The sequence below is a fragment of the Pseudomonas sp. Irchel s3f10 genome, from assembly GCF_900187515.1.
GTDB lineage: Bacteria > Pseudomonadota > Gammaproteobacteria > Pseudomonadales > Pseudomonadaceae > Aquipseudomonas > Aquipseudomonas tensinigenes.
On sequence record NZ_FYDZ01000005.1, the window covers coordinates 79,413 to 97,319 of the forward strand.

General features: G+C 60.5%; 15 protein-coding genes. 4 read left to right on the plus strand and 11 right to left on the minus strand.

Going from position 1 to position 17,907, the window contains the following annotated elements; translation table 11 throughout:
- Nucleotides 1-54: 54 nt before the first annotated feature.
- Nucleotides 55-2,283, minus strand: a complete 2,229-nt coding sequence (locus tag CKW17_RS13370; RefSeq protein ID WP_095120177.1) for an Ig-like domain-containing protein — start codon at nt 2,281-2,283, stop codon at nt 55-57.
- A 35-nt stretch (nt 2,284-2,318) separates the two neighbouring features.
- On the minus strand, nt 2,319-3,665 hold the full coding sequence (locus tag CKW17_RS13375; RefSeq protein WP_095120178.1) for a hypothetical protein: 1,347 nt from the start codon (nt 3,663-3,665) through the stop codon (nt 2,319-2,321).
- Between the two features lie 554 nt (nt 3,666-4,219).
- Here CKW17_RS13375 and CKW17_RS13380 point away from each other — a divergent pair.
- From CKW17_RS13380 to CKW17_RS13390, 3 genes are all read left to right on the plus strand, one after another.
- Nucleotides 4,220-5,668 carry a sensor histidine kinase gene (locus CKW17_RS13380; RefSeq protein WP_095120179.1) on the plus strand — a complete coding sequence of 483 codons (1,449 nt, stop codon included), beginning with the start codon at nt 4,220-4,222 and terminating at the stop codon, nt 5,666-5,668.
- Between the two features lie 283 nt (nt 5,669-5,951).
- Nucleotides 5,952-7,445, plus strand: coding sequence for a HAMP domain-containing sensor histidine kinase (locus CKW17_RS13385; protein ID WP_095120180.1), 1,494 nt, complete (start codon nt 5,952-5,954; stop codon nt 7,443-7,445).
- Nucleotides 7,414-8,862 (plus strand): sigma-54 dependent transcriptional regulator, encoded by a 1,449-nt coding sequence (locus CKW17_RS13390; protein ID WP_095120181.1) that lies wholly within the window; start codon nt 7,414-7,416, stop codon nt 8,860-8,862. Before CKW17_RS13385 ends, CKW17_RS13390 begins: the two co-directional genes overlap by 32 nt.
- 32 nt (nt 8,863-8,894) lie before the next feature.
- Here CKW17_RS13390 and CKW17_RS13395 read toward each other — a convergent pair whose 3' ends face one another.
- The 3 genes from CKW17_RS13395 to CKW17_RS13405 are packed head-to-tail and all read right to left on the minus strand — an operon-like array spanning nt 8,895 to nt 9,903.
- Complete coding sequence (locus CKW17_RS13395; RefSeq protein WP_095120182.1) at nt 8,895-9,242, minus strand: hypothetical protein; 348 nt, start codon at nt 9,240-9,242, stop codon at nt 8,895-8,897.
- Nucleotides 9,243-9,298: 56 nt separating this feature from the next.
- Nucleotides 9,299-9,607 (minus strand): addiction module antidote protein, encoded by a 309-nt coding sequence (locus tag CKW17_RS13400; RefSeq protein WP_095120183.1) that lies wholly within the window; start codon nt 9,605-9,607, stop codon nt 9,299-9,301.
- Between the two features lie 2 nt (nt 9,608-9,609).
- Complete coding sequence (locus tag CKW17_RS13405; protein ID WP_064120089.1) at nt 9,610-9,903, minus strand: type II toxin-antitoxin system RelE/ParE family toxin; 294 nt, start codon at nt 9,901-9,903, stop codon at nt 9,610-9,612.
- 205 nt (nt 9,904-10,108) lie between these two features.
- Between CKW17_RS13405 and CKW17_RS13410 the strand changes: the two genes are divergently transcribed.
- A complete protein-coding gene (locus CKW17_RS13410) occupies nt 10,109-10,906 on the plus strand; it encodes a class I SAM-dependent methyltransferase (protein ID WP_095120184.1) in 798 nt (265 codons plus the stop codon).
- Between the two features lie 125 nt (nt 10,907-11,031).
- Here CKW17_RS13410 and CKW17_RS13415 read toward each other — a convergent pair whose 3' ends face one another.
- The 6 genes from CKW17_RS13415 to CKW17_RS13440 all read right to left on the minus strand — a co-directional run bounded on the left by CKW17_RS13415 (nt 11,032) and on the right by CKW17_RS13440 (nt 17,895).
- Nucleotides 11,032-11,724 (minus strand): N-acetyltransferase, encoded by a 693-nt coding sequence (locus tag CKW17_RS13415; protein WP_095120185.1) that lies wholly within the window; start codon nt 11,722-11,724, stop codon nt 11,032-11,034.
- Entirely contained in the window at nt 11,721-12,911 is a 1,191-nt protein-coding gene (locus CKW17_RS13420) for a GNAT family N-acetyltransferase (protein ID WP_095120186.1), read from the minus strand. The genes CKW17_RS13415 and CKW17_RS13420 overlap by 4 nt, the downstream gene beginning before the upstream one ends.
- Before the next feature lie 4 nt (nt 12,912-12,915).
- Complete coding sequence (locus CKW17_RS13425) at nt 12,916-13,605, minus strand: GNAT family N-acetyltransferase (RefSeq protein ID WP_095120187.1); 690 nt, start codon at nt 13,603-13,605, stop codon at nt 12,916-12,918.
- Between the two features lie 68 nt (nt 13,606-13,673).
- The gene (locus CKW17_RS13430; protein ID WP_095120188.1) at nt 13,674-15,593 is read right to left on the minus strand and encodes a hypothetical protein; all 1,920 of its coding nucleotides are present in this window, start codon (nt 15,591-15,593) and stop codon (nt 13,674-13,676) included.
- Complete coding sequence (locus CKW17_RS13435; protein WP_095120189.1) at nt 15,590-16,897, minus strand: oligosaccharide flippase family protein; 1,308 nt, start codon at nt 16,895-16,897, stop codon at nt 15,590-15,592. The genes CKW17_RS13430 and CKW17_RS13435 overlap by 4 nt, the downstream gene beginning before the upstream one ends.
- A complete protein-coding gene (locus tag CKW17_RS13440; RefSeq protein WP_095120190.1) occupies nt 16,894-17,895 on the minus strand; it encodes a polysaccharide deacetylase family protein in 1,002 nt (333 codons plus the stop codon). Before CKW17_RS13440 ends, CKW17_RS13435 begins: the two co-directional genes overlap by 4 nt.
- Nucleotides 17,896-17,907 lie beyond the last annotated feature (12 nt).

Consider the following 17,907-nt stretch of genomic DNA (forward strand, 5'->3'; position numbering starts at 1 on the left):
GTTATCCGGTTGCGAAGCACGCCCCAGCCACCCGCAAGTGGCTGGGGCGCAGGCCTACAGCGTGGTCACCGAGACCGTGCGCACGGTGCCCTGAGACGAGCGGATCGTCGCGGTCGGGTTGGCCGATGGCACCACCAGCGTGTTGTTCAGCGTCAGCCGCCAGCGTCCGGTCAACGGCACCGTGGTGGTGCCAAGGGTGACCAGCCCGGAAGGGGTGGTGACCTGCACGGTGATGGTGTTGCCGGTGGTCACTGACGAGGTGCCGGTGAAGTCCCAGTTGAAGCGCCCGCCGGAGCGTGCCTGCACCGTTGACGCGGTGACGGCGAACGTTTCCGCTGCTGGCCGTGGCGAGACTTGCACCGTGACCGTGGCCGGCGTCGACAGGGCACCGAAGGCGTCCCGGGCGATGTAGGTGAAGGTCGTGGTGAATGCCGTGGTGACGGTGGCCGGTGGGGTGTAGGTGATCACCGTGCCGTCAGTGCTGACCGTGCCGCGTCCGGCGGCGGGTTGGGTCAGACTGTTGACGGCCAGCGGCACGTTGCCTTCCGGATCGGTGTCGTTGGCCAGCACGTTGATCGGGATCGCTACGCCCAGAGTGGCGACGCTGTCGGCGACGGCGGTCGGTGCCTGGTTGGGCGCGACGGTGATGGTTACGGTCGCCGGGTTGGCCGAGGCCAGGCCTTTGGCGTCCTGCGCTTTGTAGGTGAAGGTGGTGGTCAGTGGCGCGTTGACCACCGCTGGCGGGGTGTAGACTACCGATGTGGTGCCGTTGAGAGCGACGGTGCCTTGGCCGGCGGCTGGTTGAGTCAATGCGGTGATGCCCAGCGGATTGTCACCATCAGGATCGCTGTCGTTGGTCAACAGACTGAGGGTGATCGGCACGCCGAAGCTGGTGCTGCCGCTGTCGGCGTTGGTGATTGGCGCTTGGTTTTCACCAGTGTCCGGCGCGCTGCCGACCACGACGACCGCTTCGGTGTCACCACCGCCAGCGGCAGATTTCACCGTCACGGTGGCCGGTGGCTGGGTCAGGTCGGCGACGGTAATGCGCTGCAGGGTGCCGGTCTTCGACAGACGTCCGTAGCCCTGGGCAACCATGTCGGGGATCGCCACTTCATCGCTCGAGGTGGCCTCAATCAGCAAACTATGGTTGGCCCAGTTGTAGCGCGCGGTCTGCACTTTCACCACGTCGGTGAGCTTGGCCGACACGGCCGTCGGACGCGTGGTGCCGGCGGGGTTGGTGGCGGTCACGACGACTACCGGAGGTACCGCGCCAGTGCCCAGTCGGTGGCCGAAGAACAGACCATTGTTGTCACCCAGCAGACTGGTCTGGCACGGCGTTGGCGGTGGGCCGGGCAGCAGCGCCACGGTTTCGCGGAAGCACAGGGTCGAGCTGTTACTGGCCTTGGCAAACACTTCGGCACGCACGCCAGCGGCGGTGCGGCGATAGGTGGCGCGGTCGATTTCCACCTGGGTCTGCTGACGGTTGTCGAGCACTTTGCCGGACAGGCTGAACACGCTTGACTGGATCGTCCCGGCAGGCCCGGTGATGCGCAGGAAGTTGGTGTTGAACGGGCTGCCGGTCACCGCTTCGTTGAGGTTCGGGTCGCCGACGAAAGTTTCCGTGGCGCCGGTGTCCGGGTTCACTTCGGTGTACGGGCCGTTGACGCTGCGCAGGAACGGTCCGATAGCGCCATTGACGGCACCGGTGAAATTGCCCGGTGCGCCGATGCCGATGTCGCGGGTGATATTGATCGCGCGGCGTCCGGGTGCGGTGACATTGACCGTCTCGACGCCATACGGGTGAGTGATCGTATAGGTGCCGGCAACGGGTACGTTCACCCGGATGCGAATCCGCGCGAAGCTTTGCTGATCACCATCGGCCGGATTTTCCGAGGCGAATGCCGCTTCGATCCCGGCGACATAAGCGTCCACACCATAACCGGCAGCGTTGTCGGCAATCGTGGTTTCGGCCAGGAACCAGAAGGCTTCCGGCGGCCAGTTGTCCGGGAAAATCATCGACTGGGCATCGTCGTAGATACCCGGCTCGGCCAAGAGAATGCACATGTAGGCCGGCGGCGTGGTCGCGGCAACGCGCGAACTGGCAGCACGCGACTGACAGAGCTCCATCGATAGCTGATTTTCGTCCTGATACCACATCGGGAATTTCCCGGTGGCGAAGGTGTAGGGACCGGGGTCGACGGCGGCGAGTTGCGCGTAGGCACTGCCGGTCAGCGAGAGAGCGAGCCCGAGCGCGTTGAGCGCAAAGCGTGGCCACTTGTTCATGATGCCTCCTGATGCGGATCTGGGCATGTGAGCGTTCATTGCACGATGACCACTTCTTCGGTATCGCTGCCGCCGTTGGACGACGTCACCCGAACCTTGGCCGGTGGGATCGGCGAGATCCCGGTGGCCAGGGTTTTCACCGCGCCGTCGCCGCCCAGCGCACCGATGGCGGCGCCGCTGCCGGAGGTGGCGGTGAGTACCGGCGGCGAGGTTTCGTCACTGGTCGAGGCGACCACGGTCAGTTGTCCGGAGCTGAGGCTGTATTGCGCGCTCTGGATCACCACCAGGTCGGTCAGGGTCATGGGCAGGGTGGTCGGCGTGCTGCTGGCGATGGCCAGGTGGTTGTCGGCGGTCACTTGCAAGGTGGTTGGCAAGGTCGGGTTGACCGAGGACTGCGCGTACCAGCTGCCGGTGCTGTTGGCTTCGATCATGTTCAGCACTGGAGTGCTGCTGGTGACGGCCGCCGTACCCGGAGCTGGCGGAGCAAGGACGAACACGTCTTGCTGCGCCACCGGTGCGCTGTCGCCGGCCTTGCGTGAGTAGGTGCTGCGCTGGGTGATCATTGGCGTAGGCCGGACCACCGTCGACAACTTGCCGGAGACGGCGAACACGTTCGTCCGCAGATCGAGGCCGTTAGGGCCTTCGATGCGTACGTAGTTAGTGTTGAACGGGCTGCCGGTGACTGCCTCGTTGAGGTTCGGGTCGCCGACGAATTGTTCGGCGGCACCGGTCAGCGGATTGGTCTCGGTGTACGGGCCGTTGACGCTGCGCAGGAACGGCCCGATGTCGCCCTTGAGTGCGCCGTCATAGGTTTTCGGCGTGCCGATACCAATGTCGCGAGTCATGTTGATTGCGCGCCGCCCGGGGGTGTCGATGTTGAACACATCGACGCCATACGGGTGGGTGATGACGTAGGTGCCGGCGGTGGGCACGTCGACGCGAATGCGGATCCGGGCGAAGCTGACTTGATCGCCCTCGACCGGTTCTTCAGCGGCGAATGCGGCTTCGATGGCGCTGACGTAGCCCAGATCAATTCCCCGTGCGGCGTCGACGAGGGCCGTTTCGCCGGTGAACCAGAACGCTTCGTCGGGAAAGTTGGTCGGGAAGACAATCGGTTGGGTGTCGTCGAATACACCGGGGGTCGGCAGCAGCGAGCACATGTACGACGGCGCGCCGGGGGCGCTGGGTACTCGGGAGCTGAGCGCTTTGGACAGGCACAGATCCAGGGTGCGACCGTGGGAGTCCTGATACCAACTGGCGAAACCACCGTTGGCCGGTGTGTACGGGCCCGGATCAACAGCAAACAAAGCGGCCTGGGCGATGCCCTGGGCCAAGGCGCTCACGACCAGGACGGTCGCGGTTTTGGACAGTAAAGGGTGCATGAGTTAATCCCTCTATCAAAGTACCTGCCCCTTGGGGATGGGTCAGTTGCACAGGGCCTGTACACCTTCCATGCCAAGGTGCGGTGGATGGGCGTGAGAGGGCCGGATTAGAAGGGTTTGCAGGTGTGAGGTGGGGTTTTTTGGCCAGCGGGGAAAGGGCGTCATTCCCCAGGATTGGGGACGGTGGGGATGACATTGAACGTCTGTCAGATGAAGAACCTGTGGGAGCGAGCCTGCTCGCGAATACGGATTTCCTGTGACGAAAATGTCGACTGACCTGCCGCCTTCGCGAGCAAGCTCGCTCCCACAAGTTTCTTCGGTGAAAACAAAATATGTAGGTGACCGAGATCCCTGTAGGAGCTGCCGCAGGCTGCGATCTTTTGATCTTGATTTAATAAGACAGGATCAAAAGATCGCAGCCTCGTTTCACTCGACAGCTCCTACAGGGATTTGTGGTGGTTTGGGAGGTGTATATCGGGGCGATATCCCCGCAACCGGGCAAACACCCAACGGTGGGCTATAACCCTATAGGGATGTATCGGGAAGTCGCCGCCATGAACATGCAGTCGAAATCGCTTCCGGTCGAGGAGGGCAATCTGCGCTTGGGCTCGCGCAAGCAGTCGTTCAACCTGCTGCGCTGGTTTTCGCTGATCAGCATGGCGGTGATTGGTACCGTGGCCATCGCGCTTGGCGCGGTGTCGACGCGGTTCGTGATCGATGAAAGCGTGCAGCGCGATGCCTTGCTCACCGCCCAGTTCATACAGGCCATCGCTTCGGCCGAGGTACGTCACGTTTCCATTCCCAATATCCGCACGATGGGTGAATTGCTCGACCCACGTCAAGACACGAATTTTCCCGACGTCAGTCCGCAAGCCCGGGCCGATGCAAGGGGCGAGTTTCTCGATCACATCGAACACTTGCCGGACGTGATTCTCGCCAATATTTATGCGCCCGACCGCCAGGTGATCTGGTCAACCAACCCCGCGCTCATTGGCACCAACATTCATGCCGATGAAGATCTCGATCGCGCCTTTAACGAAAAAATCCCGGTGTCCGCCAGTTATCACGACGTCGACAAGGCCCGCGAAGAACAGAAATTCATCACGCCGCCGGACTACATCTTCATCGAGAACTACATCCCGCTGTTCGACGCTGAGGGCAAAAACGTCACGGCGATGGTCGAGATCTACAAGGAACCCAAGGATCTGATCGCACGCATGGAGCGTGGGATGGTGCTGATCTGGCTGGCCACCGCGCTTGGCGGCGGACTGATCTATTTGGGCCTGTACTGGATCGTGCGGCGTGCGGCGATTCTGCTCGCCGCCCAGCAGAAACAACTTATCGCCAATGAAACCTTTGTCGCCTTGGGCGAGATGTCTTCCGCCGTGGCGCACAGTTTGCGCAATCCGCTGGCGACCATTCGTTCCAGCGCTGAACTGGCGCTGGAGTTCGACGCCGGCCCGGCAGAGAAGAACATCAAGGACATCATTGGCCAGGTCGATCGCATGTCGAAATGGGTACGCGAACTGCTGCAATCGCTGCGTCCGCTCAACGATGATCCGGAACCGGTGAATCTGGTGGCAGCGCTGCACGAAAGCCTTGTCGCGTTTGAACAGCAGATCGCCAGAGCCGGCGTGCAGGTGGTGTTTCATCCGCAGCACACACCCATGGTGCTCAGCCAGCCTGTGCAACTGACACAGATCCTCAACAGCCTGCTGGCCAATGCACTGGAGGCGATGGACAAGGGCGGCACGCTGACCGTCAGCCTGGAACCGAGCGAAGACCGTGGCGTGTGCGTGGTGCTCAGCGACACGGGTAAAGGCATGAATGAGGAACAACGCACCATGGCCTTCCGGCCGTTTTTCACCACCAAGTCTGGCGGCCTCGGAGTCGGTCTGGTCCTGGTCAAGCGCATCATGGAGCGCTTCGGCGGCGGCGTGACCCTCGACAGCCGCGAAGGCGAGGGCACCACGGTGCGCCTGGCCTTCCAACTCGTCTCTTGATCCACAGTTTCCCCACCAATGGGTGTCAGGCCCCAGTCAACGGGAAAGCACAGCCTGGCCAATTGGCTGCAAACGCCGACGCTCGCTGCTCCATGAGGAACTGGCGGGAGAATTGCACAACCCCATTACCCTGCCTCGGTGGCAGCCTGTCGCGCATTCGCGGCAGCTCCGGTGAATGGTTTTCAGTAGCGGCAAACTAGCATCACTGAGCCGTGTGTCGCGGTCAGAGCGACCTACACTGAAGGCAGTCATCGACTCGATACAAAATCTCCAGGGCACTCCCATGCAGAGACTGGAAACACAAAAATCATCTGCGCCAACCTTGGCGGCTGCTGCCTGCAAGGGCTGGCGCGAGCAGTTCAATCTGCTGCGCTGGTTCTCGCTCGCGAGTTTTTTCATCATCGCCGCCGTGGCGTTGGGGCTGGGTTATATCTCCACACGCTTCGTGGTCACCGAAAGTGTCGAGCGCGATGCGCTGCTGACTGCGCAATTCGTTGAGGCCATTGGCGCGGCGGAAATGCGTCACGCCAAAATCAATCCGAACCGGACGATGGGCGAAATGCTCGACCCGCGCCAGGACAACCAGTACCCCGATGTTGATCCGGCGTTACAGGCTTCAGCGCGTACTGAATTTCTCGATCACGTCGAACACCTGCCGGATATTTTGCTCGCGACCGTTTATGCGCTGGATCGCACGGTGATCTGGTCGACCAACGCTGAGCTTATCGGTGTGCACATCAAGGATGATGATGAGCTCGACGAATCATTCGAGATGAAAGTGCCGGTGTCTTCCAGCTACCACAAGATCGACGATGAGAAACCCGAGCAGCAAATGTTGCGCGAACCGAAATACCTGTTCATCGAGAACTACATCCCGATGTTCAACGCCGACAAAAGCAAAGTTGTCGCCATGGTTGAGGTCTACAAGGAACCGGCGGATCTGGTCGATCGCATCGACCGTGGGTTCGCCTCAATCTGGGCAGCGACGTGTTTCGGCGGTGCGGCGATCTTTCTAGCCTTGTTCTGGATCGTCCGGCGCGCGGCGAAATTGCTGCAGAGCCAGCAGCAACAACTGATCAGCAACGAAACCTTCGTCGCCCTCGGCGAGATGTCCTCGGCAGTGGCGCACAGCTTGCGCAATCCGCTGGCGACCATACGCTCCAGTGCCGAACTGGCCCAGGAAGTCGCCAGCCCCGGTGCGCAACGCAATATTGGCGACATCATCAGCCAGGTCGATCGCATGTCACGCTGGGTGCGCGAGCTGCTGGTGTCGCTGCGGCCGATGAATGACGACGGCGAGGCGGTGGATCTGGTCATGGCGGTCGAAGACACCGTTGGCGCCTTCGAAGCATTGATCAAACGCTGCAATGTCGAAGTGCGATTCAGTCCGCAGAATTGCGCGCCGGTCGTCAGTCAAAAGGTGCTGCTCACGCAAATACTCAATAGCCTGTTTGCCAATGCCCTCGAAGCCATGCCCAAGGGCGGTGTGCTCAGCGTCGAATTCGAATCGCCGCAGCCGGACCGCGTGCGCATGACCCTGAGCGACACCGGCAAGGGCATGAGCGCGCAGCAGCAACTGTTGGTGTTCAAGCCGTTTTTCACCACCAAACAGGGCGGCCTCGGGGTTGGCCTGGCGTTGGTCAAAAGAATCATGGAGCGTTTTGAAGGTTCGGTCGTGCTGACCAGCCGCGAGCAGGAAGGAACCCGCGTCAGTCTCAACTTCAAAGTGGCATCGGGAGGGGAATATGGAACACAGCATTCTGCTGGTCGAGGATGACGAACTGTTGGCCGAAAATATTCAGACCTACCTGGAGCGCAAAGACTTCGAGGTGACCGTCTGCCATTCGGCCGAAGACGCGCTGGGGCAACTGGAAACCTTCATGCCAGACATTGTGCTGACCGACAACTCGCTACCGGGCATGAGTGGTCACGAGCTGATCCAGAAGCTGCGCATCAGCGCGCCGGATCTGAAAGTGATCATGATGACCGGTTACGGCAACGTTGAAGATGCCGTGGTGGCGATGAAGGAGGGCGCCTTTCATTACGTCACCAAACCGGTCGCGCTGACGGAGCTCAAACTGCTGCTCGACAAGGCCCTGGCCACCGAACGGATGGAGCGCACGCTGTCGTTCTATCAGGAGCGCGAGGCGCAGAAATCCGGGGTGCAGGCGCTGATTGGCGACTCGGCGCCGATGCAGTATTTGAAGAACACTATCGGCCAGTTGCTCGATGCCGAGCGGCGCATGGCCAACACCGATCTGCCACCGGTGTTGGTCGAAGGCGAGACCGGCACCGGCAAGGAACTGGTGGCGCGGGCGTTGCACTTCGACGGCCCACGCAGCAAAGGTCCGTTTATTGAATTCAACTGCGCGTCGATCCCGTCGAATCTGGTGGAGTCGGAACTGTTCGGGCATGAGAAGGGCGCGTTTACCGATGCCAAGGACCGTCGCGTCGGGCTGGTGGAAGCGGCGGATGGCGGCACGCTGTTTCTTGATGAGATTGGTGAGATGGACCTGCTTTTACAGGCGAAGATTTTGAAGTTGCTGGAGGATCGCACTATTCGCCGGGTTGGTTCGGTGAAGGAGCGTAAGGTCAATCTGCGGGTGATCAGCGCGACCAACTGCAACCTGGAGCAGATGGTGCAGCAGGGGAAATTCCGTCGCGATCTGTTTTTCCGTCTGCGGATCATTTCGATCAAAGTGCCGCGGCTTTACGCCCGTGGCGATGACATTCTGTTGCTGGCGCGGCACTTCCTCGCCAGTCACGGCAAACGCTACGGCAAACCGAACCTGCATTTCAGCCAGCAGGCCGAGGAGTTGCTGCTCAGTTACACCTGGCCGGGCAATGTGCGTGAACTGCGCAACATGCTCGAGCAGACCGTGTTGCTGGCACCGAGCGACACGATTGCCGCGCATCAGTTGAACGTGTGCATGAGCCTTTGTGACGAGTTGTCGCCGCAGCATCAGCATCAGCATCAACACCACGAACCTGTGTCGCCCTACGAACCGCGTCCGGCGAGCAATATGGAGTCGATGAACCTGCCGGAAGTCGAACGCGACATGGTGCGCAAGATGCTCGACAAGACCGACTGGAACGTCACCAAGTCCGCGCGCCTGCTGGGCCTGAGCCGCGACATGCTGCGCTACCGCATCGAAAAACTCGGCCTGGCCCGGCCGGATAAACGCCAGTGGTAACTCGCCACCGATCCCCTGTAGGAGGTGCCAGATCAATGCTGCTGCCGACTCAAACACTCCAGCAAACAACCCGGATCCAGCACCTCGTCATTCACATAAATCCCGCGTTCGGCATCGTAGGTGCGGATAAACACCCGCACCGTCGCATCCGCCACGGTCGGCAACTGCGAATCGGAGAATTCATGGTCACCCGGAAGCACCACAAAATCCTGCGGCGCCGTATCGTCGTAAGGTTTGGGCGGCGTGGAACTCAGTGAATACGGGGCAGGGTGGGCGAAGGGCTGGTTGGGCCCGTAATAATTGAAATTGCTGTCCAGCGCTTGCGCCTGTGAGGCAACAAGCAGACAACCCATCAACAACAGCCGATCGAGCATTTGCATGGCGGCACCTGCGAGTGCGGTTTTCCCCAAGGCTATTAACTATAGCTGCCCGACATTCAAACAACCGGTTGATTGATCGCATGCCCCGGCTGTGCGTAAAGATCGATGCCGAGGGCATGCATAACTTTCAAAACCGTTTCGAAGCGCGGCTTTGCGCCGGGCGCGAACGCCTTGTACAGACTTTCGCGACCCATGCCAGAAGTTTTGGCTATCTGCGTCATCCCGCGCGCCTTGAGCACATAGCCGATTGCGCGAAGAAACTCTTCGTTATCCCCGTCTGCAAGAACCTGGGACAGGTATTCGCTGATGGCTTCGTCACTGTCCAGCAATGCTGCCACGTCGAAATTCGTTAACGTCTGGCTCATGGTTAAACCTCCTTAGCCATTTTTTGTGCGCGTCGGATGTCTGCGCTTTGTGAAGACTTGTCGCCTCCAGCCAATAGAACGATGACTGCACCGTTACGCATCGTGAAATACACCCGATAGCCTGCACCCACATCTACGCGCATTTCAGATACGCCATCACCCACCGATTTAACATCGCCGAGATTTCCTGTTGAGGCCCGATCAATGCGACGTGCGATGGCTACTTTTGCCCGCAGGTCTCGAACAGAACGGTGCCAAGCCTGGAAGGCTGCTGTTTGTTGAATAAGATAATCCATTGCCTGACTGTATCCAAGTGGATACTTTTGCACGGTCAGCTAAGTCGTCTATCAAGCCTTGAAATATCGTTGATATTTGTAGGCAAGAACTTCCTCATTTGTAGGAGTTGCCACGAGGGTTGGCTTACAAGTTTGCAACAACCGCAATTGCCGGGCTGATCTAGACTCGGATCCGCTCAATCACGAGCATCGTCCGGAGTGCGCCATGGAAGTGCCCAACAATAAAACCGCCATCGACAGCAATCGACAGGCGTGGAACGATTCCGCCCGCCATCACCAGGATTCGCCTGACTGGCAAGCCTTGCTCAGCGAGGTTGAGCAGGCGGATTTCTCTTGCCTTGATGAGACCTTGAGCGGGTTGCTGGAGGTCGATGGCAAGGATGTGATTCAACTGGGCTGCAACAATGGCCGTGAGAGTCTCTCACTGTTTGCGCTGGGTGCCAGAAGCGTGGTCGGTGTCGATCAGTCGGCGGCGTTTCTCGATCAGGCACGTGAGCTGAACAAGCGTTCACCGCACAACGCCGAGTTCATCGAAAGCGATATCCATCATTTGCCGGCGTCGTTGCAGAACCGCTTCGACGTGGCGCTGATCACCATTGGTGTTCTCAACTGGATGCCGGACATCGGCGAGTTCTTCCGCCACGTCGCCTCGACGCTGAGACCGGGTGGGAAACTGGTGATCTACGAAACCCATCCATTTCTGGAAATGGTCGATCCGGATGCGGAAGATCCGTATCGCCTCGCCAGTTCCTACTTCCGCGCCGAGCCATTTGTGCAGGAAGAGCCGATTGTCTACGTCGGCAAGGTTGAACAGCAGGCAGCGAAGTCGTATTGGTTTGTGCATACGCTCGGGGCTATTTTCAGCGGTGCCATCGGGGCAGGGCTGAACATTGCGCACTTCAAGGAATACGCGCATTCGAATCGGGAAGAGGTGTATGACCGGTATCTGAATCGAGAGGCGCAGATGCCGATGTGCTTTACCCTGGTCGCCACCAAGGCCTGATTGATCGATGCGGCTGCCGGCCTCATCGCGAGCAGGCTCACTCCTACATTTGAAATGCATACCCCTGTAGGAGTGAGCCTGCTCGCGATGGCGGCATCAAAGCCGCCACAAATATCCAGACTGAATCAAGCCTGCGCCGCCACCGTCACTGCCGGTCTTTCCGGCTTGCGCAGTGCCTCCAGTCTCGAGTTGCTGTAGTTCGATTCCCGGAAGAAACGCCAGTGCCCGAACAGGTCGTAAACATGCGTGATATGCCCTTGTTCCTGATAGCCCAGGCGAATATGCATCTTCAGCGCCTGTACATTGGCGTTGTCGCAGATATCCACGACTTTTTTAAAGCCTCGGGCAGACATGACTTGCCAGAGTGCGGTCTGTGCATCGACGGTCAAGCTACTGCCGAAATAGTGCCGGGTAATTTCCGCGCCGAACTGAAAGTATTCACCGGGCTTGACCGGGAACGTGCAGCGGTAGAAGTGGCGGTCGTAATAGTCGCGAGTACTGGCCCAGACGAACCCCACGGTGTGACCGTCCGGGTCCAGGTACATGTGCCCCGTATGCCCTTCAGCGGCCAGTTCGGCCATGGTCTCCACGCGGTCACCAAAGTACTTGCCGAATGCCATGGCGTTGTCCTCGGTGATGTCGACTCTGCGCAAACCTTCACAGGGGCGCAGTTTGTTCGGGGCAATCGGTGTGACCAGGTCGCGCTCCATCCACAGCAATTCACGGTGAGCGAACACGTAACGTTTCCACAGCGCGCCAAGGGTGCGGCGCAGGCCTTTTTGTTTGATGCGCAGAAGCAGATTTTCGATGACGCTCATGATGCCCTCCGAGGCGCTAGCCCAGGTGTGTTGGATGGTGTTGCCGGTTGAATTTCGGATGTGTTCGCCGCCGTCGAGTTGCCGGCACGCGGTGCGCGCCATTTTTGCAGGGCCGGCTTGACGTGGTGCCAAAGGCGTAGCCCCAGGCCCAGCAGCAGACCGCTTGGGCGCCATGAGTAGAAACTCCAGCGCCAGTGTTCCAGTTGCCCGGTCATGCGTTCGTGCAGTTGATGGCTGGAGTTTTCCAGGCTGACCCGCGAAGCGTCGATCCAGCGCCAGTGCTCATCCAGCCCCCAACGAATCCATTCCTCCAGCAACACCCGGCCGCTACCGAGGTCGGCGTACTGCGGCAAAAACGCCAGGTTGTAATCGTAGAGCCGGCCCTGTTCGAGCAGGCCGAGGCGATAGCTGATGCAGCGGCCGTCCAGCTCCAGCGTCACGACCCGCACCAGCCCTTGAGCGGCGAGGGCGGTGAAAGCGCTTTGCATCCACTGACGACTGCGTTCGGTGGCGAAAATCCCGACGCCCTCGTCACCTTTCCAACTGACCGACTCGACTTCCTGCAGCGCTTCCAAAATCGTAGGCATCGACAGCGCATCGGCGGTGATTCGCCGCACTTGCGCACCGCATGCGGCAATCCGTTTGCGCGCCCGACGCAACTTGTAGCGCGGGTCGCCGGAGATCTCCTGATGATCGGCATCGCTGATCAGATGCACCGGCACCCGGCAACTCAGGCGCCGTTCAGCCGTGGAACTGCGCGCCATCCATTCGGTGAGCGCACTTTCTTCACCGGCAGGTTCCGACAGTTCATTGAGTTGCAGCAGCGCATGGGGCAGATGCTCACGGATCAGCACCAGCGCCTTGTGCATGTCTTCGCGGCCGAGCAACGACAGCAGGGCCAGGCGATCGGCCATTGGATAACCCAAGTGATGCAAAACGCGAAACGGTACGCCAGCGAAGCGTTCGCGGCTGGCTACCAGTGGCAGGCACAGCAGCAATTGCTCGGCTTCCCAGCCGAGCAGAACGTGCAGGCGCTGATCCTCGCCCAGGGCCTGCTCTGCCGCGCACAACCAGCCAAGGTTGTTGAACGGCGTGTGGTCGGCCACGCGCAGGCGCAATGCCTCGTAGGCTGTTGCCGGGAAGTCGGCAGCGCACAGGGAGGTGCGCCATTCGAATCGCATCACCATGGGTTCAGGCCGCCGTTGCTTTGACAGGTGGACGGGAAGTTTTACCCAGCGCCGCTAGACGCGAGCCGCTGTAGCGGGTTTCGCGATAGAAGCGCCAGCGGCCGAACAGCGTGTAGATATTCATGATCCGCTGTTGTTCGGTATAGCCCATGCGCAGGTGCAGCTTGAGCGCCGGGACGTTACTCGAGTCACAGACATCGACCACTGTGTGGCAGCCTTGGGCGGCCATGGCTTTCCACAGGCGCAGTTGCAGATCTACCGACAATTCGGTGCCCCAGTAGGCACGAGTCAGTTCGCCGCCGAACTCGAAAAATTCGCCGGGTTTAACCGGGAACCTGCAACGGTAGTAATGCCGATCGAAATAGTCGCGCGGTGTGCCCCAGATAAACGCCACGGCATCGCCTTTGTCGTCGACATGCATATGCCCGGTGTGACCGTCACTGGCCAGTTCCGCCATGACGCCGACGCGGTTGCCGAAGTAGCGGGTAAAGGCACTGGCGTTGTTTGCGGTGATCTTCAGCATGCGCAGCGGCGGATAAGGTTTGAGGTTGTGTGGCGGCACGGGGCTGACCAGATCGCGCTCCATCCACAGCAGTTCCTGATGGGCAAAAATGTACATTCTGCGGATCTTCGCCAAGGTCGCTCGCAGGCCTTTACGACGGATATGTCCGCAGAGTCTTCGCAATACATCCATGGTCTCTTCTCCTGTTGAAGGTCCCACGCACAGCAAGAGGCTCGCGGGGCAGAACATCGAAGGGCGGTTCATGAAGCGCTCCAGTTCAAGGCAAACAGGGTTTGCCCTGGTAATTCGAAACGTACGCGCCCGTTTTCGCAGGCAAACGGTATGTCGCGGCTGCGATTGTCAGCGCCGAAGAAACGCAAGGCGCTTTGCTTCAGCGGGCATTTGGCACCGCTCAGATCAACGCGTTGCAGGCGCGTGCCCTTGTTCACCCCGAGCAGTGCGCGTTGCTCGTCGCCGGCCATCGCCAGGACATCCACCTCAAAAGCGTCGTTATCCAGTTGCAGCACTTGCGGCAGCCAATGCCGGGCGATGAATTGCTGGGCAAGGCCCACCGGTTTCAGCTCGAAGCGACCATCGTCATGTATGCGCACCATGCCTTTGCCGTAGGGCGGTTCGTCGGCGGCCTGAAACCAGTTGAGCATGCTCAGCAGGCCATCCTGAGAAGCGTTGATGACCACCGAGGCCCACCACAGCGCGGTGTAATGGGTTTCCTGATCGTAGGGGCTCAGGGCTGAGCCACTGGACAGATTGGTCTGATCCAGCAGCAACGCTTTGCGTGGCTGACCGTTAGCGTCCAGCCCCACCAGGTCTGCTGCGCGGCGCACGCTGTCGCGGTAGACCCGGGTCGCGAGCAGGTCGCGAATCATCCATTCATGCCAGGCCAATCCATCGACCTGATCGGCGGATTCACTGAGTAAACGCCGCGCCCAATCGATGCCGCGCTTGTCCGCTGCGTTTTCGGTGAACGGCCCATTGACCAGCCGCGAGCTGGCCGGCATTGCGATGCGCACGCCGGCCTTGGCGTTGGCTGGGTCGCTGCGCACCTGCCGCGCCATGCTGCTGAAGATCGCCCGGTATTGTTCGTAGCTTGAATAGTTGAGATTAGGCTCGTCGGCGAAACCGATGTAATGCGTGCCTTTGCCACCCAGGGCGCGGGTGCCGGCGAGCCAGGCGTCGAGGCCGCTGTTGCTTTGTCCATCGGCGCGCAGATCGGCCTGACGCCCGGTACCGGCGAGCAGGGTGATGTCCTGGCGAATGCCGAAGCGATTTTGATAAAGCTGACGGAACGCGTCTTCGAAATGTGGATTCTTCGCAGTGACGTCAACGAAGCTGTAGTAGCTCGCAGCGGTGGGTTTCAAGGCATCGAGTACGGCGTGACTGGCCGCCGGCGGTACGAGGTAAGGCAGTGCGATTCCCAGATCCGGCGTGCGTCCGAGGACTTTGTCGTGCAGGGTCAGACGCGTCTGCCCCGGTTCTGACTGTAAGGGTTTGAGCTGCTGCGGATTCTGCGCAAACAGATTCGCCGTGCCATCGAGCCAGAATGCGGCTTTGCCCCTACCTTGCAGACGCAGGCGCCAGACCTGCGGTTGTTCGCTGACGGGCAGCGCGACTTGATCGAACTGCCAATAGGCACGATAGGGTTTCAGTGCCAATGACAGTTGCTGTCCATCGCCAACCCGCTGTGCCTGCAAACCGCTGACGCCGCCATGGAACTTGCCGGCCAGCACCGCGTGTTCGCCGGGTGCGACTCTGAAATACAGCTCAGTGGCGTTACATACTTCCGCGCTGAAATGCACCTTGGCCGGGGCAAACAGCGCCACGGTTTTTTCGTCATGTTCGATCCGGTAACCGCGGAAACTGTAGCCGGGAATCTCCAGTTGATAACTCGCAGCGCCAGGTGCCAGCGGCCAGCTCTGGCTGCCACGGGTTTCATTGGCCTTGATCAACCGTTCGCCCTGCAACTTGCCCTGACCGTCGAGCAGGTAAAGATGCTCTTCGTTAGCTTCGGCCTGCCACGCCGGCACCCAGCTGACGGTCACGGTGTCCGCGCGATCGGCTTGCAGATACAAACTGCCGTCGCGGATATCGCCCCAGCGCATCGACGCCGCGTAGGCGTCCAGCGTCAGGCCGAGTCCGAACAGCAGGGCCAGGCGTTTCATGCTGTCTTCCGACGTTGCAGCATCAACCACATCGGGGTGATGTCGCTGGGCAGGATGATCAAGGTTTGCCAGAACGGCACGTTGCTCAAGCGGCAATAAAGCACCAGCATCGCCACCGTCACCGCCAGATAGGCGATTGATGAGGCCGCCGCTGCACCGACAATGCCGTAGGCAGGAATCAACAGCAGATTCAGCGCCAGGTTGAGCAGCGCGCCGATGCCCATCAGCAACGACACCGTGCCGGGGCGATCCTTGCCAATCAGATCCAGGCGCAGAATGCTCGCATAGCACAGGCCCAGCAGGCCGGGCAGCAACGCGAGCAGCGCCGGATACGCCGGTTGATACGCGGCGCCGAACAGGGTGACGATCAACCATTCGCCGATCACTGCCATGGTCAGGCAGGCGCCGAGCATCACCGTGGCGGTCAGGCGTAGGGCCAGCGGAGTGACCTTGTCCATGCCTTTGTCCTGTTGCAGCAGTCGCTTCATCAGCGGCGTGGTCACCGCTTCGGGAACGATCAACAGCAGTTCGGCGGCGGCGCTGGCCATGGCGTAGTGGCCGAGCGCGGTACTGCCCAGCAGGGCGCCGATAAACAAGTAGTCGGAGCGCAGAATGATCTGTTGGAACAGCAGATCCGGATGGCTGCGCGCACTGAATCGCAGCAGCTCGTTCTGGCTCGCACGGTCCCATTGCAGTTGCAGCGGTTGTGCGCGTTTGAGCCACATCCAGCCGACCAGCACCACCAGACTGATGCCGGCCAGCCAACTGATCAGCGCGGCTTCGAGTGCTGCCTCTTTCCACATCCAGAACAGCGCAACAAACAACAGCAGCGGCGCTAGGGATTCGATCAGCCGCAGAACATTGAAGGCAACCACGCCACCCGATGCGTTGTGCAAGGTCAGCAGACCGCTTTTGAGCACGGTCAGCGGCACCGCCAGCAGCAACAGCCACGCCAGCAGACCGAGCTGCATCGTCACATCGAGTTCGCTGCCGAACTCACGGGCCAGCGCGACCACCAGCAAGGTCAGCAGCCCGGCCAGAACACAGCCGAACACCAACACCTGAGCGAGCAACAAGCCCATCGGCCGCTGATTGGCCGCTTGATAACCGACTGCCGAATTCAAGCCGCCGCTGGTCGCCGCGCTGATCAGGTCCGGCAGGGTGCTGAGCAGGGCGAACAAACCGCGTTCACTCGGGCCGAGAATCCGCGCCAGCAACACATTGCGCAGCAGGCGCAAGGCAATCATTGCCAGTTTGGTGCCCATGCTCAGGGCCAGATGCTTGAGGTAGCTACCGCGACTCATGGCCGTGCCCCGCGATAAATGCGCCACGACAACAACGCCGGATTGCACGCGATGCGCTGACTGACGCCGAAGCGCGGCAGGTTCAGCGGGTCGCCTTCGCCGCGATAAATGCCGGTGCCGGTGCCGAGGGCGAACGGATAATCGTGATTGGCGATCTGCTCGCGCACGCGTTCATCGTTGTCGCCGTTGGGGTAGCAATACACCGGCAGCGGGCGGTTGCAGCCGTTGTACAAGGCATCACGGCTGCGGCTGATTTCTTCGTTCAGGCGCTGATCATCCAGGCCGGTGAGGATGGCGTGGCTGGCACCGTGCGGGCCAAAGCGCACCAGACCGGAAGCCTCCAGCGCGCGCACTTGATGCCAGTCCAGCGCTTGCGGCTGTGATTCGGCTGGGCACTCATCGGTGAGTTTTTCCAGTTTCTGCGGGTCAAGCGTCTTCAACCCTTGGAGGAAATGCAGCAGCGCCAGGCTGCGGCGGTCGACATCGATGTCATCGAGCAATACCGGCAATGGGTGATGCATGAACTGCAGGCACTCGATCAAGTGCATCCGCGCTTTTTCACCGTGGCTGCCCCACAGGGTTTCGCCGAGGCTTTCCCACCAGAAACGCTGACGGCTGCCGATGAAATCGGTGGAGAGGAAAATGCTCGCCGGTACCTGATGTTTCTGCAGTAGCGGGAAGGCGTTGACGGCGTTGTCGCGCCAGCCGTCATCAAAGGTCAGCGCCACCCGTGGGCGCTCGCTGCGCAGCGAATTGGGCTGGAGGATTTCCATCAGCGGCACGCAATCGAAATGCCGACGCAGCCACAGCAGTAAATGCTCGAAGGCCTTGGGCCCGACGCACAGTTCATTGCGGTGCGGGAGGTTGGCGGCACGGTCGTTGGCCAGTACCCGGTGCAGCATCAGAATGACCCCGGCGCCGTGCAACTGGTTGCGGCCCACTGACGAGTTGAGATAGAGCCAGCCGCTGGTGCGTTTTAGCAGTTGTTTGATCGCCATGGCATGAGTCCT